Origin of the sequence: Acinetobacter sp. USHLN143, from assembly GCF_037145695.1 — a bacterium.
GTDB lineage: Bacteria > Pseudomonadota > Gammaproteobacteria > Pseudomonadales > Moraxellaceae > Acinetobacter > Acinetobacter fasciculus.
Genome location: NZ_JBBCWZ010000001.1, coordinates 161,732 through 177,281 on the forward strand (window position 1 = coordinate 161,732; position 15,550 = coordinate 177,281).

The following is a 15,550-nucleotide window of genomic DNA, read 5'->3' on the forward strand; positions in this document are numbered from 1 at the left end:
CTCATAGTATAGGTCTTTTTTATATAACGATAAAAACAAGGAAGGATGCGCATGTTTGAGGTCAAACAGGTGATTGAAGGCAAAATCTTTATTCATCATCGGCGCGATGAAATGTTAACCGTATTCCATCGACATGAAGTGCCGGCACAATATTTTGAATGTTTTATCAATGCTCAAAATTTTACCGGACATTTTGTCGAAATACATGCTCAACCAGCAGATCAAGTTCGGGTGGTTTATATTAAAAAGAATAGCACCCATCAAATTATTGCTATGCTTAATCAGAGCCAATACGTGCTGCATCTTCATCCTTTGACATTGATTTTGGGTAAATGGAGCTTCAGACATCGTGTCCTGCCGAATACTCTAAAAATTTTTGCTGGTTTATTTGCGCTCCTTTTTATTCTTTTTTCAGCTACCGCCTTTTCAGCAGATCAGTTCCAGCTCACCGCCATCTTGCGAGACTGCATTCAATTCACAGTTTTTGGGCTACTGTTATTTTTGCTGTGCTTGGTACTGCCTTTTGTATTGCCCTATGCGTATTTCCTGCATGTTCGTACATTACGTCTGTTAAAAATGCTAAATATCAATACTGAACAAGTTGCACAAATAGAAAAGCTCAAGTCTCAAAGCGAGATTTATCTTCTGCAAACGCAGTCTGACAGCGATGTGAAAATGACAGCGCCTCCTTATTAAAATCCAGAAAAACTTTATAAATAAAACTGTTGGTCAATATCACAATTTTGTATGAATCTTGGCTTAACTGTCGGCTCAGTTCTGCTATGCTAAAAGTCCATAAAATCAAGCATGGATGATCCACATGAGCGTGACTATTGGTACTCCCCTTCAATCTTCTGCCTATAAAGTTCTATTATTGGGTTCTGGTGAACTGGGCAAGGAAGTGGTGATTTCACTACAACGCCTTGGAGTCGAAGTTCATGCTGCTGACCGTTATGATCATGCCCCTGCCATGCAGGTTGCGCATTATTCCTATACCTTGAATATGGCAGATGCTGTAGAACTCAAACAACTCATCAATCAAATCCAGCCACATTTAATTGTTCCTGAAATTGAAGCGATTGCGACCGAAGTTCTGCTTGAAATAGAAGCCCAGAACATTGCTACAGTCATTCCTTCTGCTAAAGCCGTCAATCTGACCATGAACCGTGAAGGTATTCGTCGTCTGGCTGCGGAAGAACTCGGTCTGCCAACTTCAGCTTACCGTTTTGCCGACAGTTTAGAATCCTTCCGCGCGGCCTGTGACGATGTCGGCTATCCAAACTTTGTGAAACCGGTGATGTCATCTTCAGGCAAAGGTCAGTCTCGTGTTACCCGTTTTGATGAAGTCGATGCTGCCTGGGAATATGCGCAAACCGGTGGCCGGGTCAATCAGGGTACTGTGATTGTAGAATCACAAATTGACTTTGATTTTGAAATTACCTTATTGACTGTTCGTGCAAAAAATCCAGAAACCGGCGAAATCGAAACGTCTTATTGCGACCCGATCGGACATCGTCAGGACTCAGGTGATTATGTGGAAAGCTGGCAGCCTCAACCGATGACTCCAGCCGCGCTGGAAGAATCCAAGCGCATTGCCAACAAGGTCACTACAGCACTTGGTGGCTGCGGAATCTTTGGAGTGGAACTCTTTGTAAAAGGCGACAAAGTATGGTTTAGTGAGGTTTCCCCACGTCCACACGATACTGGACTGGTGACTTTAGCCTCCCAATTTCAAAGTGAATTTGAGCTGCATGCACGTGCTATTTTAGGCTTGCCGGTGAATACTGCACGACATAGTGTGGCTGCCAGTGCGGTAATTTATGCTGGAGTAGATGGCCGTAATCTTTCATTTTCTGGCCTGAATCTTGCTTTAGCAGACGGCAATACCGATTTGCGCCTGTTTGGCAAACCAGAAGGTTTTAAACGTCGTCGTATGGGCGTTGCCACGGCACGTGCAGAAACTATTGAACAGGCACGTGAACTGGCCCTCCAGGTCGCCAACCAAGTTAGCGTCAACCAAAACTAAGCTGAAATACCAACGGACGACTGTACATGATCAACACCCATCCACTGCTGAATTACGCTAAAAGCAACCATGACATTAAAGCCATCAATCAATGGCGCAGTGATGTCGAAAATCAGCTTCAGGAAAGTTTTGAAAATGGCCAGTCGATTCGGGATATTATTCTGGCGCGTTCCAACCTGATTGATGAAGCATTGCAGTTTCTCTGGCAGCATGCCGAACTGGATCAAACTGATTTGGCCCTGTTTGCAGTCGGAGGCTATGGCCGTCGTGAAATGCTGCCTTATTCTGATGTCGACATCATGATCTTGTCAGAAGACGAGATTAACCCGGAACAGGAACAACTGATTTCTACATTCATTTCATCGCTTTGGGACGTGGGGAATTTCAAACCCGGTATCAGTGTCCGCACCATCAATGAATGTGTCAATCAGGCCAGCAGTGATCTGACCGTCGCCACCACCCTGATCGAAGCCCGCCTGATTATTGGCAATGAAAACCTGTGTAGATGGCCACGTCGTATCGTGTCACGTACCTGGACTGACAAAACTTTTTTTGATGCCAAGATGGATGAGCAGCATAAACGCTATGCTCAGCACAACAATACCGAAAGCAATCTGGAACCGGATATTAAAAATGCGCCGGGTGGCATCCGTGATATCAACCAGATTGGCTGGATTGCCAAACGGCATTTCCGCGTCAATCGCATTTATGATCTGGTACATCTCGGTTTTATTTCAGAATTTGAACTCGGTGTGCTTGAGGAAGCCGAAAGTTTCCTCTGGGAAATCCGTCATCACCTGCACCGCCTGACCAAGCGCGATGAAAACCGCTTATTGTTCGATTATCAGCGTGATATTGCTGCCAAATTTGGCTATGTACGTGAAGAGGCGCATCATCCGAACTACCCAATTGAACAGTTCATGAAGCGCTATTATCGCAGTGCACAGCAAGTGTCTACGCTGAACGAAATGCTGCTGGCCTATTTTAATGAATCGGTCATTACGCCACGTTTACCGCAATATGAACGCCAGATCGAAGAAATCAACCAGAACTTTAAACTGGTCGATGGCAAACTGGCTGTGCAGCATCACAAGATTTTCTCGGAAAATCCAAACGCAATTCTGGAAATTTTCTATTTACTAGCCAATCGTCCTGAGATCGAAGGTATTCGTGCGCGTACTTTACGCCTGCTGACCTTGGCTGGAAAACGCATTGATCAGGATTTTCGTGATAATCCGGTGCATCAGGCGCTATTTATGGCGATTATCCGTTCACCGCATCGACTCTACGATACTATGGTCGCGATGAAGCGTTATGGTGTGCTTGGAAATTACATCCCGGCCTTTGGACAGATTCTGGGACTGATGCAATATGACCTGTTCCATATCTATACGGTCGATGCACATACCTTATTGCTGCTGCGTAATTTAAACCGCTTTAAAGAACCTGAATTTGCCAAGGAATTTCCGGTGGTCAGTTCAGTATTCCAGCGTTTGACCCGTCGTGACATCGTTTATCTGGCGGCAATTTTCCATGATATTGCCAAAGGCCGTGGCGGTGATCACAGTGAACTTGGTGCCAGCGATGCGATTAAATTCTGCCGTAGTCACGGTTTTACCGAACGCGAAAGCAATCTGGTGGCCTGGCTGATCCAGAATCATCTGGTGATGTCTGTCACCGCCCAGAAAAAAGATATCTCCGATCCGGATGTGGTCAAAGAATTCGCCGAAAAAATGGGTGACATGGAACATCTGGACTATCTGTACACCCTGACAGTCGCCGATATTAACGCCACCAATCCGAAGCTGTGGAATACCTGGCGCGCTTCGCTGATGCGTCAACTATATACTCAGGCACGTGACGTAATCCGTTCTGGTCTGGGCCGTCCGGTTGATTATCAAATGCTGATTGAAGATACTAAATTTGCAGCCAGTGAACTTCTGGTTCAGGACTTCTCACTGGATGAGGTAGAAAAAGTCTGGCAGGAACTTGGTGATGACTATTTCCTCAAAGAAACAGCAGATGAAATTGCATGGCATACCCGTGCCATTTTACAACACGGCGACAATCCTGCCCCACTGGTGTTGATGCGGGCGCACCGTAAATATGCCCAGGATGCGGTACAGATCTTTATTTACACGCAGGATCAACCTAACCTGTTTGCCACCACGGTGGCTATTCTGGATCGCATGAATCTGGATGTACAAGATGCACGGATTATTACAGCGACTAAAGCTTTCAGTCTGGACACCTATGTAGTACTGGACCGTTTTGGTACCTTATTGACCGATCCGGAACGCGAAGCCACAGTGATTGAAGCGCTGAAAGATGCCTTGAGTCATTCAGATGAATATCCTGGCTTGATGCAGCGCCGGATTCCACGTCAATTACGTCATTTTGATATTGAAAATACAGTCGATATCAGTATCAATCCTGCCTTGAATCAAAATATGGTCGAAATCGCTACTCTCGATCATCCCGGTTTACTTGCCAAAATTGGCGGTTTATTTATGATGCAAGGCTTGGATATCCACTCTGCCAAAATTGCCACACTTGGCGAACGTGCCGAAGATATATTCTTTGTCACCAAAAAAGATGGCAACCCTATGACACCTGAAGAATCTGCCGAATTTGCAGTTGCACTTAAAACTGCGCTGGATGAAGCCTCTAATCAGGTTTGTAGTCAACACTCACATTAAAACGCGGTTACTTATTCATGAACTCTAGCTTGTCTTTACTGCACCCTTATCCGTTTGAAAAGTTAAATCAGCTTTTTGCGGATATCCAACCTGCAAATATGCCCTTAATTCCCCTGTCGATTGGTGAACCAAAGCATCCTGCACCGGAGTTTGTGAAACAAGCGATTATCGATAACTTCAAACATTTGTCGACGTATCCCAACAGTAAAGGCCTGCCTGAGCTACGTGAAAGTATTGCCCAATGGCTGACGCGCCGTTTTAAGCTAAATAGCATTAGTGCAGACAGCAATATCCTGCCTGTTTCCGGTACGCGTGAAGCGATTTTTTCGTTTGTACAGGCTTTGGTGAATCGTGAAGATGCACCTTATGTAGTGATGCCGAATCCGTTTTATCAGATTTATGAAGGTGCAACGCTGCTCGCAGGTGCCAAACCTTATTTCATCAACTGTACTGAGGAAAATAACTACCTCGGTGATTTTGATGCAGTTCCGGCGGAAGTCTGGGAAAAAACGGCATTGCTATTTGTCTGTACCCCGGGCAATCCAACCGGTGCAGTACTATCAAAAGAACAGTTTAAAAAACTGATTGCCCTGTCGGATCAATACAATTTTGTGATTGCTTCAGATGAATGCTATTCGGAACTGTGGTTTGACCAAGCACCTGTAGGTTTACTGGAAGTTTGTGCTGAAATCGGCCGGGATGACTATAAAAACTGTGTGGTGTTCCATTCACTGTCTAAACGTTCTAACCTTCCGGGCATGCGTTCAGGTTTTGTTGCCGGTGATGCCAGCCTGTTAAAACCTTATTTGCAATACCGTACTTACCACGGCGCAGCGATGCCGGTACAACATCAACTGGCTTCAATTGCTGCCTGGGATGATGAAGCACATGTGGAAGAAAACCGGGTGCAATACCGTGCCAAGTTTGATTTATTCCAGCAAGAACTCGGTCATCTGCTGCCACTCAAAAAACCGGATGCAGGTTTCTATTACTGGTTAAAAGTCGACAATGATGAAGCCTTTGCCAAACATTTGATGGAAGAAGCACATATTAAAGTTCTTCCGGGTCGTTATTTATCCCGCGATACCGAACAAGGTAATCCGGGTGAAAATCATGTACGTCTAGCACTCGTAGCCGATCTGGCGCAATGTGAAGAAGTCATTCAACGCCTGAAAGCTATTCTCTAAGTTTTAATCATGACTAAAAAACCCACTGAATTAAAGTGGGTTTTTTAATTAACACTAGATGAATTCTGTTTTTATCTCATACTGAGAATATGACACTAATGATTACAATACTTTGGCAATTTCATCTTCAAGATCTTCAGGCTTGGTGGTTGGTGCAAAACGGTTCAACACCTTGCCATCACGACCAATCAGAAACTTGGTAAAATTCCATTTAATTCCATTGCCTAAAATACCTTTGGAATTATTAGTTAAATAGCGAAAAATGGCGTGCGCTTCAGGGCCTTTGACATCCACCTTGGAAAACATCGGGAAAGATACCCCGTAATTCTTCTGGCAAAATTCACCAATCTGTTCATTGGAACCTGGATCTTGACCACCAAACTGATTGCATGGAAATCCCAAAATTTCCAGACCTTGATCTTTATATTTTTCGTAAAGTTTTTCTAATCCTGAAAATTGTGGGGTAAAACCACACTTACTCGCTGTATTGACGATCAAAAGTACCTTGCCTTCGTAATCTGCAAGTGGCTTGCTTTTGCCATCTAACAATTCAGCTTCAAACTGATAAATGTTAGTCATGGATAGGTTTCCTCATCATTTTTTTCTTGTGTTTCTAAGTCCAAAGAAGCCGAGTTGACACAATAACGCAAACCGGTCGGTTCTGGGCCATCCGGGAAAACATGCCCTAAGTGTGCGTCACAATGATGACAAACAATCTCAGTTCTGACCATTCCGTGTGAAGTATCAGGTAATTCTTCTACCACCGAACTGCTGACAGGACGGTAGAAACTTGGCCAGCCACAGCCGCTGTCATACTTGGTCTCAGAAGAGAACAGTGGCGTGCCGCAGCAACGACATACATAAGTGCCATCTTGCTTGGTATTCCAGTATTTTCCAGTAAATGCCGGCTCGGTTCCCTTCTCGCGCGTAATGCGAAACTCCTCAGGTGATAACTCTCTTTGCCATTCCCGGTCTGATTTATTGAGTTTTCCCATGATCACATACCTTTTTATCTTGCTATTTAAAATAGGATAATCCTATATTTACGTGATTCATTTTAAAAATTCTAGTCTTTATTCAACATTTTACAAAAGACATATAATGCCCAAAAAAGCAAAAAGAAAGCAAATATAAAAATAAAAGTAAGCAATTTTTACATTAAATGTTTTTTAGTGAGCAAATTTAATGGTATTCTTAGCTCTAAATTTGCTCAGGATTAAAAAATGTCGCAAAAAAAGAGCGTAATTTTTAATAATCTGCTGCCTGTGATCAAACAATATCAGCAGCTTGGATTTACGCATGAAAAAATTGTTGCACTACTTCGAGATGAACATGATCTCGATCTAGTCACAACTGAGACATTTAAAAGTTATTTATATCGTTATGCAAAAGTGACCTCCACTCCTTCCGAGAACATCAAAATGCCGAACACTTTCCAAACCCCTCGCGAGATCAAGAAATCATCTAAGCTCGAGCATGTATGCTACGACATTCGCGGACCTGTGTTACGAGCGGCCATCGAGATGGAAGAAGCCGGTCACAAAATTATCAAATTAAATATTGGCAATCCTGCCCCATTCGGTTTTGAAGCGCCGCAGGAAATTATCAACGATGTGGCTTTAAACCTGCCGAATGCGATTGGCTATACCGATTCCAAAGGGATTTTCCCGGCGCGTAAGGCGATCTGTCAGTATTATCAGCAAAAAGGCATTCTAGATATGCACGTCAATGACGTCTATATCGGTAATGGTGTGTCTGAACTGATCGTGATGGCCATGCAGGGTCTGCTGGATGATGGCGATGAAATGCTGATTCCAATGCCAGATTATCCACTCTGGACGGCGGCAGTGAATCTGTCTGGAGGTACAGCGATTCACTATAAATGTGATGAAGAAAATCACTGGTATCCAGATATTGCTGATATGGAAAGCAAAATCACGCCGAATACCCGTGGTATTGTGATTATCAACCCGAATAACCCGACCGGTTCGGTTTACCCACGTCATGTGTTGCAACAAATCGTCGACTTGGCCAAGAAATATGACCTGATTTTATTTGCTGACGAAATCTACGACAAAATTATTTACGATGGGATTGAGCATGTTGCTGTAGCAGCTCTGGCTGGCGATCAGCTCTGTGTTTCGTTTAACGGTTTATCTAAAGCCTATCGTATTGCTGGTTTCCGTTCCGGCTGGATGGCCATTACCGGCAATAAAGCACGTGCAGCAGACTATATCGAAGGTCTGGATATGCTTGCATCGATGCGTCTGTGTGCCAACCATCAGGCACAATATGCAATTCAGACTGCACTGGGCGGTTATCAGTCAATTAACGACCTGATTCGTTCGGGTGGGCGTTTATATGAACAGCGCAATATTGCCTGGGAAATGCTGAACGAGATTCCAGGTGTGTCTTGTGTCAAACCTGAAGGCGCAATGTATTGCTTCCCGAAACTGGATCCGAATGTGTATCCAATTCAGGACGATGAAAAACTGATGCTGGATTTGTTACGTGCAGAGAAAGTACTTCTGGTTCAAGGAACAGGCTTTAACTGGCCAACACCGGATCATTTCCGTGTAGTGTTCCTGCCGGCTGAAAATGAACTGCGTGAAGCCATTACCCGTGTTGGCCGTTTCCTGGCCAAGATGCGTTAATTCTTGAAATAGACAATATAAAAAACCGCGTTGATACGCGGTTTTTTATTTCTCTGAAAAAATTCAGGCTTTTGACTGATGAAATCTTAAAAATCATACCGGTTTCTTTGAGCAAATTTCTGCACTCAATGGTTTCTTCTCAGGCAATTTCCCCTCAATCATGAAGATTCATGTTATTTTTTGATCAAATATAAAATTCTATGAGTACACGGATGTCCTCAAACACAATGAAGCTCAGCCTGTTTCTCTGTCTTAGTATGTGCTTGGGCATTGGCATTCTTCGTTTCTCTTACACCGCGTTGTTACCTGGCACACGCGAAGCCTTTGGCTGGAGTACAGATTTTGCCAGTCTCTTGGGCAGTGCCAATTTGCTGGGTTATTTAATCGGTGCATTTACGGCCATGCGTCTGCCTCAAGACCGCAGCATGAGTACCTATATTCAAATTTCAGCCTTTGCCGGTATGCTCAGCCTGATGTGCTGTGCATTTTCTGGTTTTTCTGAAGTATGGTATATCGCTTGGCGGATTATTTCCGGGATCAGCGGTGGACTGATGATGATCTTATCGCCGAGTGTGGTTGCACAGTGCTGTGAACTTCAAGACCGTCTTAAAATCAACTTTATTGGTTTTAGTGGGATTGGACTAGGCGTTTTAATTGCGACCCTGTTTCTGCCTTATCTGGATCAAATTTCCATACAGACTGCATGGCTAATCTTATGTGGTTTTGCTTTGCTTATCTGTATCGTTTTAAGTCTACTGATTCAGAAATTTAAGCCATATTTGTCGGCACAAGCTCCTGCGGTTACCTCTCATCTATCTCTGAATAGCGTCTTTTATAGTTTACTTACAGTTTATGCTTGTAGTGCTTTCGCTTATATACCGCATTCACTCTTCTGGATTGATTATTTAAGCCAGCAGTTGGGATTGAGCTTGTTCTGGATTAATTTCAACTGGATTCTGTATGGACTAGGTAGTGCTTTAGGCGCCTTGAGTGCTTATGCACTGGCCAGAAAATGGGGTAATTTTGTTGCCCTGAAAATTCTTTATAGTCTTTATATTGTGGCTATTTTTATTGCAACCCTAGATGCCAGCCCATTGCTTACTTTTAGCTCTTCCTTTTTTACCGGGATGCTAAATCCGGCTGTGGTGTTCCTGACCTCCTATACCATTTTGCAACTGTATGGACTGGCTTATAAAAAGCTCTGGAGTATTGCCACCTTGTGTTTTGCCTCGATTCAGCTAATCGGTGGGCTCAGTTTTAGTGCGCTGCAATATTTTGGATTGAGCTATCATCAACAGTTCATACTGGCCACATTTGTTCTTTTATCAGGAACGTTACAATTGTTCTGGTACACACGTCCTGTCAGACTCAAATCTGAACAACAAACTCAGCCAGTGTCTGCTCATGGAGAAAGGACTAAATAAGGATAAGGATTGGTTGCTCCTTGCCCACCTAAATAAATCCCATAATGTAAATGCGGCGGGGTATTTTTGGCATTACCTGTATTCCCCACATAAGCGATGACTTCACCTGCCTCAACCCAGTCGCCTTCCTGAATATGTTCTGCATAGTCATCCAGATGTGCATAATAATGTTGGCTCATATTTGGACCGGTCACCCAGATGATTTTTCCACCCAGATTGTTGGTGCCAATCCTACGCACAATCCCTGGGGTCGCGCTAAATACTGGCGTACCGCGTTTGGCAAAAATATCCGTCCCTTCGTGTTTACGACCGTCACTACGCGCTGCTCCCCAAGTATCATTAATCTGACCAACTCTGACGCCTTCAACCGGAATCTGTAGCGGAGCTTCTAACTGGGCTCTCTGTAATTGCCAATACAGATAAGGGCTTTTCCAACCTGCTGCTTCACCTGAAGGCGGTGGCTGACAGGCAGTTAGTAGAAAACCTATAGATAACAGTAAGCTTATAATCCGAAGAAATTTCACCAATATTCGCATTAAATTAAATAGATGACTTTTATCTTAATCACAACCGCCTAATTTAAAGTCACAATCCTGTTATTTTTAGTGATGATTTTATACAAGCGTTCAAATAACAAAACCCTCAAATGAGGGTTTTGTTATTTTAGGTGGATAGGAGATTATCTACGTTTTTTAGCACGAGATGGTTTCGATGGTTGTTGCTGTTGTTGCTGTTGCTGCTCTTCATTCTGAGCATTGTCCTGCTTGTCTTTTTGTTGGACCTGCTTATGTCTCGCTTTAGCTTTAGCCATGATTTACTCCTTTGGAGAAACGTCTCTATTCACTGGAAGTTCCATTCATCACTGTAACGTTTATACAAAATAAGCCAATCGCTGAGCTGTATCCAAATACGTCAATGTAATACAGTGTTTACTAAGTTATTCAGCTTAGAACGAATCATTTCTAGGCTCATTACACTTCTTACATGATCTTGCAGCCTGATACTTATTTTAACGTTTAGCTCTTAGCTGTTCAGACTTTTTCTGAAAATAAAACTATAAAAAACCCGCAATTACTGCGGGCTTTAACTCATAAATTGCCTCGCAATTTTAGGCATCCATCTTAGCAATAATCGCTTCACCAAACTCAGAACAACGAAGCAAGGTCGCCCCTGGCATCAAGCGTTCGAAATCGTAAGTCACCGTTTTTTCCGCAATCGCACCCGAAATCCCCTTAATGATCAGGTCGGCAGCTTCTATCCAGCCCATATCACGTAACATCATTTCTGCAGACAAAATAATCGAACCCGGGTTTACTTTATCCTGTCCAGCATATTTAGGTGCTGTACCGTGGGTTGCTTCATAAACTGCAATCGAACCGCCAATATTGGCACCTGGTGCAATTCCGATCCCACCGACTTCCGCAGCCAGCGCATCAGAAATATAGTCACCATTTAAGTTGAGTGTCGCAATCACAGAATAATCCGCCGGGCGCATCAAAATTTGCTGCAAGAAGGCATCGGCAATGACATCTTTAATAATAATGTCTTTGCCTGTTCTTGGATTTTTGATTTTAACCCACGGACCACCATCTAAAAGCTCACCGCCGAAACGTTCCAGCGCGACTTCATAGCCCCACTCTTTAAATGCCCCTTCAGTGTATTTCATGATATTGCCTTTGTGTACCAAAGTCACACTAGGCTTGTCATTTTCGATGGCGAACTGAATCGCTTTACGCACCAGACGCTGGCTACCTTCTTTGGAGACAGGTTTGATTCCGATTCCACAATTGTCTTCAAAGCGGATGTTGGTTACACCCATTTCTTCTTTCAGAAACTTGATAACTTTTTTCGCTTCCGGAGAATCTGCTTTCCATTCAATACCGGCATAAATATCTTCTGAATTCTCACGGAAAATCACCATGTCGGTCAGTTCCGGATTATGTACTGGCGAAGGTACCCCTTCAAACCAGCGCACCGGACGTACACAGACATATAAATCCAGTTCCTGACGTAAAGCCACATTCAAGGAACGAATACCACCACCGACTGGCGTGGTCAGTGGACCTTTAATCGATATCACATAATCGCGCAGTGCTTCGAGAGTTTCTTCAGGCATATAGGTGCCGTAAATTTTGTCAGCTTTTTCACCGCAGTAGACTTCCATCCATTCGATGGAACGCTTCCCGGCGTATGCTTTTTGCACAGCAGCATCTACCACAGTTCGCATTGTTGGTGTAATATCTGCACCGATTCCATCCCCTTCGATAAATGGGATAATTGGATTATTTGGTACGTTGAGTGACAGGTCTGCATTAACGGTAATTTTGGTACCATCCACAGGTACTACGATTTTTTGATATCCCATTATTAGTATTCTCCCGGATGCCGCTGACAAATCTAAAATAATTGCCGATTAGGCAATACTTTCAACTGTTCTTAACGCATAATATTCTAATCCAGATTTGTTGTTTTTGAGATTTATACGGGAAATAACTAAATTTCCCTTTTAAATAAACCTCTACATTTTTTAAATTAATGTAATTATAGAAGTTATTTCCTATGAAAATCGTCATTCTAAACAAACCTTATGACGTCCTCTCCCAATTCCGTGCGGATGAAAAGCACCCAACCATGGCTGATTTTGTCAACAACAAAGATTTACGTCTTGCTGGCCGTTTGGACATGGACTCAGAAGGTCTGGTTTTCCTCACCGATCACGGTGGTCTCAACCAATATATCACCAATCCTGCCAATAAAAAGTTTAAAACTTATATGGTGCAAGTTGAAGGTGATGTGACCGAAGAAGCACTAGAACAGCTTCGTAAAGGCGTTGAACTGAAAGATGGCATGACGCTTCCTGCACGTGCTGAAAAAGTATCTGAACCTGAATGGTTATGGGAGCGTAATCCTCCTGTACGTTTCCGTGCCTCTGTTCCAACGTCTTGGGTTGAGATTTCGATCTGTGAAGGTCGTAACCGTCAGATTCGTCGTATGACATCTGCTGTCGGCTTCCCTACACTGCGTTTGATCCGTACCAAAATTGGTGAGATTGATTTGGTTCGTATGGGATTGCAACCGGGCGAAACCAGAGAAATTGAACCCTTACTTTATCCAGACTTTCAGAATGTTCCTGCGGAAGAACCATACCGTTCACGCTCTTATGTTAAAAAGCCGGGTGGTACGGGTGGTAAGCCAATGGTTCGTAAAAATAAAGATGGTTCTGTGAAAAAGTCTGGCACCAAACGTATCTGGCAAATGGATGAAAGTGAAAAGCCGCGTCGTAAGACCAATGGCACAACTCGTCCAAATACCAAAGCACCACGTGGTCGCGGTCGCGGTCGTGGCTAAGTTTGAATAGATTTAATCAAGCTCACTTCGGTGGGCTTTTTTTATTACATAACTTCAATATTTTTTATTTTTCAGTCTATTAGAATCAATTGAAGTGTTCATTTTACGATGAGTCTCATGAAAAGAATAATTTGTGCTTTAGCTGCGACTTCCCTTTCAACTTTTAGCTTTGCCAATCCACTAAGTGTTCATGTGCTTAATCAAGAAACTGGCCTACCCTCTGCTAATGTCACGGTCACCCTAGAAGCTCAGCAAGGTGAGAAATGGGTAAAGCTCAATGAAGCCAAGACAGACAGTAATGGTCGTATTAAAGAATTTTATCCTAAAGACACCGCGTTACAAAAAGGCGTTTATAAAGTAACGTTTAAAACGGGTGATTGGTTTAAGGCCAATAATCAACGGACGTTCTTCCCTGAAGTACCGGTGGTTTTTGTGATTGATGGTGCTTTAGAGCACTACCATATTCCACTGCTATTAAGTTCTTATGGGTATTCGACGTATCGGGGGAATTAAAATGTAGGACATGTTGTCACCAAATTTTTAACCCATATTCAAAAGGCTATATTTTTCATTGACTTCATCCAAAGTGAAATATCTTTTAATTTGGCGTAAATTATTCTTTTCATAAAAAAATCCTGCGAAGATAACAGGCTGATTTTTCTTAATCGATTCTTCCTTCGAGATATGGATACTATTTAGCTCATAAAAATATGGTTCTTTACTAATGATGTCTGCAACCTTATCAAAATAACCTCTTTCAACCCCTCGACCATAGTCATTATAGTCAATCAAATTCTTTGAAATTAGATGAACTTTGTCTTTGTATTTTTGAGCATCTTGATAAATATCTGCTATCTCATAACAATCAAACTCATAACTATCCGATTTTAATTTCATTTGATAATACTTAATACCTCTTCCTTTCAATACTTCTATGACTTGCTGTTGGCATACTGTTGCATAAGAATCCGGCAATTTATTGTTGTTTTTTACGAGATCAATTTTTGATTTAGGCATCCTCATTCCGAAGTAGATTGCTTTCACTGCCCTATAATCATAGTTAAATCTACCAAAAGGTTCGATACAAATCCTGTACTCTTCTTCGTGTCGCCATTTTATAGATTTAGTCCCTGTTGTAACTCGCAATAATTTTTCCACAGCTGTCGCTCCATTTTTGAATACATGATCAAACTTCAACTCTGGTCTTTGTTCAGCATAATCAATCTCAAACGCAGCACTTATAGGTCTCAGCTCATCAAGCTTTTCAAAATCATATTCAATACAGAATCCAGTATGTGAATCGGCATAATATGCCCAAAGTAATTCGTCCTTTTGAATTCGACTTAGAGAGTAAATCCCGACCTCCTTCCTAACTTTTTGACATAGTTAATCAAATTCTTTCCTAATATCAGAAGTCGAAGAACCAAATATATTATGAAACAGCTCAAATACTTTATGAATGTCTTTTTCACTGAATAGATTCTCAGATGAATCATTCAGCTGTGTCGAATGTGGAGCATAAAAATAATTTTTCTGTAAAGCTTCCAAATCACGTTTTGAACCATATCTATATTTATATAATTTCATTTTATCCAATACAAAACCCATACCTAAATATAGGTTTTACCTGCTTTTTCTTATGTGTGCAAACAAGATTTTTAACTCTGCCCTCTTGTCATTCTGACTATCTAATGCTATTTATGATTCATATATTTAATAATTTAAAATAAAACGTATCTTAAAAGGAGTTTTGTAATGGATCAGCAAGTCAGCCAGATGTTTAATCAGGACCGGTTAATTCAGCATCTTGGTGCTCATCTGGTTTCTTATAACCACAATTATGCAAAGATCGAATTAAAGGTGACTGAACAGCATTTACAGGGTCATCAGACCTGTAACGGTGCCGTGATTTTCGCACTGGCAGATGCAGCTTTTGCAATTGCCTGCAATACCGGTGAACATCCGGCAGTTGGTCAACATTGCGGTATTCATTATTTAAAACCGGGCTTGCTTGGCGACACACTGACTGCTGTAGCTGAACACAAAGCCAGCAGTGGCCGTAGTGGCATTTATGATATTCAGGTGATGAATCAACATAATCAAATTGTGGCAGAATTCCGTGGCACATCACGACTGATCATTAAATAATTTTTTCTCAAAATTTAATGCAATAAAAAACCGGTGACTATGCACCGGTTTTTTTAAATGACGA

Annotated in this window: 15 protein-coding genes; 9 read left to right on the forward strand and 6 right to left on the reverse strand. The window is 42.4% G+C overall.

The annotated features are described in order from the left end of the window. Nucleotides 1–51: 51 nt before the first annotated feature. From WFH18_RS00790 to dapC, 4 genes are all read left to right on the forward strand, one after another. Complete coding sequence (locus WFH18_RS00790) at nucleotides 52–696, forward strand: hypothetical protein (RefSeq protein WP_005265742.1); 645 nt, start codon at nucleotides 52–54, stop codon at nucleotides 694–696. 115 nt (nucleotides 697–811) lie between these two features. After that, nucleotides 812–2,026, forward strand: a complete 1,215-nt coding sequence (gene purT, locus WFH18_RS00795) for a formate-dependent phosphoribosylglycinamide formyltransferase (protein WP_171057027.1) — start codon at nucleotides 812–814, stop codon at nucleotides 2,024–2,026. A gap of 26 nt (nucleotides 2,027–2,052) precedes the next feature. After that, nucleotides 2,053–4,725: a [protein-PII] uridylyltransferase gene (gene glnD / locus WFH18_RS00800; protein ID WP_005265743.1), complete on the forward strand. Its 2,673-nt coding sequence runs from the start codon at nucleotides 2,053–2,055 to the stop codon at nucleotides 4,723–4,725. 17 nt (nucleotides 4,726–4,742) lie between these two features. Beyond that, a complete protein-coding gene (dapC, locus tag WFH18_RS00805) occupies nucleotides 4,743–5,912 on the forward strand; it encodes a succinyldiaminopimelate transaminase (protein WP_005252269.1) in 1,170 nt (389 codons plus the stop codon). Between the two features lie 102 nt (nucleotides 5,913–6,014). Here dapC and WFH18_RS00810 read toward each other — a convergent pair whose 3' ends face one another. Together WFH18_RS00810 and msrB are read right to left on the reverse strand one after the other, a co-directional pair. Continuing rightward, nucleotides 6,015–6,491, reverse strand: coding sequence for a glutathione peroxidase (locus WFH18_RS00810; RefSeq protein ID WP_004278946.1), 477 nt, complete (start codon nucleotides 6,489–6,491; stop codon nucleotides 6,015–6,017). Next, entirely contained in the window at nucleotides 6,488–6,907 is a 420-nt protein-coding gene (gene msrB, locus WFH18_RS00815; protein WP_004645533.1) for a peptide-methionine (R)-S-oxide reductase MsrB, read from the reverse strand. The genes WFH18_RS00810 and msrB overlap by 4 nt, the downstream gene beginning before the upstream one ends. Before the next feature lie 228 nt (nucleotides 6,908–7,135). Between msrB and WFH18_RS00820 the strand changes: the two genes are divergently transcribed. Together WFH18_RS00820 and WFH18_RS00825 are read left to right on the forward strand one after the other, a co-directional pair. Next, on the forward strand, nucleotides 7,136–8,566 hold the full coding sequence (locus tag WFH18_RS00820; RefSeq protein ID WP_336754555.1) for a pyridoxal phosphate-dependent aminotransferase: 1,431 nt from the start codon (nucleotides 7,136–7,138) through the stop codon (nucleotides 8,564–8,566). Between the two features lie 212 nt (nucleotides 8,567–8,778). Then, nucleotides 8,779–9,990, forward strand: a complete 1,212-nt coding sequence (locus WFH18_RS00825; protein WP_005263393.1) for a YbfB/YjiJ family MFS transporter — start codon at nucleotides 8,779–8,781, stop codon at nucleotides 9,988–9,990. Here WFH18_RS00825 and WFH18_RS00830 read toward each other — a convergent pair. The 3 genes from WFH18_RS00830 to icd form a co-directional block, all read right to left on the reverse strand. Beyond that, nucleotides 9,969–10,526 carry a M23 family metallopeptidase gene (locus tag WFH18_RS00830; protein WP_005263394.1) on the reverse strand — a complete coding sequence of 186 codons (558 nt, stop codon included), beginning with the start codon at nucleotides 10,524–10,526 and terminating at the stop codon, nucleotides 9,969–9,971. The genes WFH18_RS00825 and WFH18_RS00830 overlap by 22 nt on opposite strands. A gap of 143 nt (nucleotides 10,527–10,669) precedes the next feature. After that, on the reverse strand, nucleotides 10,670–10,801 hold the full coding sequence (locus WFH18_RS00835) for a hypothetical protein (protein WP_004645538.1): 132 nt from the start codon (nucleotides 10,799–10,801) through the stop codon (nucleotides 10,670–10,672). 297 nt (nucleotides 10,802–11,098) lie between these two features. Next, complete coding sequence (icd, locus tag WFH18_RS00840; protein ID WP_005263395.1) at nucleotides 11,099–12,355, reverse strand: NADP-dependent isocitrate dehydrogenase; 1,257 nt, start codon at nucleotides 12,353–12,355, stop codon at nucleotides 11,099–11,101. A gap of 194 nt (nucleotides 12,356–12,549) precedes the next feature. Between icd and WFH18_RS00845 the strand changes: the two genes are divergently transcribed. Further along, on the forward strand, nucleotides 12,550–13,338 hold the full coding sequence (locus WFH18_RS00845; protein ID WP_005263396.1) for an rRNA large subunit pseudouridine synthase E: 789 nt from the start codon (nucleotides 12,550–12,552) through the stop codon (nucleotides 13,336–13,338). Nucleotides 13,339–13,455: 117 nt separating this feature from the next. After that, nucleotides 13,456–13,851: a hydroxyisourate hydrolase gene (uraH, locus tag WFH18_RS00850; protein ID WP_005265745.1), complete on the forward strand. Its 396-nt coding sequence runs from the start codon at nucleotides 13,456–13,458 to the stop codon at nucleotides 13,849–13,851. A 27-nt stretch (nucleotides 13,852–13,878) separates the two neighbouring features. On the opposite strand, the gene WFH18_RS00855 is transcribed toward uraH, so the two are convergent. Next, the gene (locus tag WFH18_RS00855) at nucleotides 13,879–14,694 is read right to left on the reverse strand and encodes a DUF2971 domain-containing protein (protein ID WP_322111760.1); all 816 of its coding nucleotides are present in this window, start codon (nucleotides 14,692–14,694) and stop codon (nucleotides 13,879–13,881) included. Nucleotides 14,695–15,093: 399 nt separating this feature from the next. On the opposite strand from WFH18_RS00855, the gene paaI reads away from it, so the two are divergent. Continuing rightward, nucleotides 15,094–15,486 (forward strand): hydroxyphenylacetyl-CoA thioesterase PaaI, encoded by a 393-nt coding sequence (gene paaI, locus WFH18_RS00860; protein WP_004645544.1) that lies wholly within the window; start codon nucleotides 15,094–15,096, stop codon nucleotides 15,484–15,486. The last annotated feature ends 64 nt before the right edge of the window (nucleotides 15,487–15,550 follow it).

Coding starts and splice junctions, on each gene's coding strand:
- WFH18_RS00790 (WP_005265742.1), top strand. CDS start 52: ATGTTTGAGGTCAAACAGGTGATTGAAGGCAAAATCTTTATTCATCAT.
- purT (WP_171057027.1), top strand. CDS start 812: ATGATCCACATGAGCGTGACTATTGGTACTCCCCTTCAATCTTCTGCC.
- glnD (WP_005265743.1), top strand. CDS start 2,053: ATGATCAACACCCATCCACTGCTGAATTACGCTAAAAGCAACCATGAC.
- dapC (WP_005252269.1), top strand. CDS start 4,743: ATGAACTCTAGCTTGTCTTTACTGCACCCTTATCCGTTTGAAAAGTTA.
- WFH18_RS00810 (WP_004278946.1), bottom strand. CDS start 6,491: ATGACTAACATTTATCAGTTTGAAGCTGAATTGTTAGATGGCAAAAGC.
- msrB (WP_004645533.1), bottom strand. CDS start 6,907: ATGGGAAAACTCAATAAATCAGACCGGGAATGGCAAAGAGAGTTATCA.
- WFH18_RS00820 (WP_336754555.1), top strand. CDS start 7,136: ATGTCGCAAAAAAAGAGCGTAATTTTTAATAATCTGCTGCCTGTGATC.
- WFH18_RS00825 (WP_005263393.1), top strand. CDS start 8,779: ATGTCCTCAAACACAATGAAGCTCAGCCTGTTTCTCTGTCTTAGTATG.
- WFH18_RS00830 (WP_005263394.1), bottom strand. CDS start 10,526: ATGCGAATATTGGTGAAATTTCTTCGGATTATAAGCTTACTGTTATCT.
- WFH18_RS00835 (WP_004645538.1), bottom strand. CDS start 10,801: ATGGCTAAAGCTAAAGCGAGACATAAGCAGGTCCAACAAAAAGACAAG.
- icd (WP_005263395.1), bottom strand. CDS start 12,355: ATGGGATATCAAAAAATCGTAGTACCTGTGGATGGTACCAAAATTACC.
- WFH18_RS00845 (WP_005263396.1), top strand. CDS start 12,550: ATGAAAATCGTCATTCTAAACAAACCTTATGACGTCCTCTCCCAATTC.
- uraH (WP_005265745.1), top strand. CDS start 13,456: ATGAAAAGAATAATTTGTGCTTTAGCTGCGACTTCCCTTTCAACTTTT.
- paaI (WP_004645544.1), top strand. CDS start 15,094: ATGGATCAGCAAGTCAGCCAGATGTTTAATCAGGACCGGTTAATTCAG.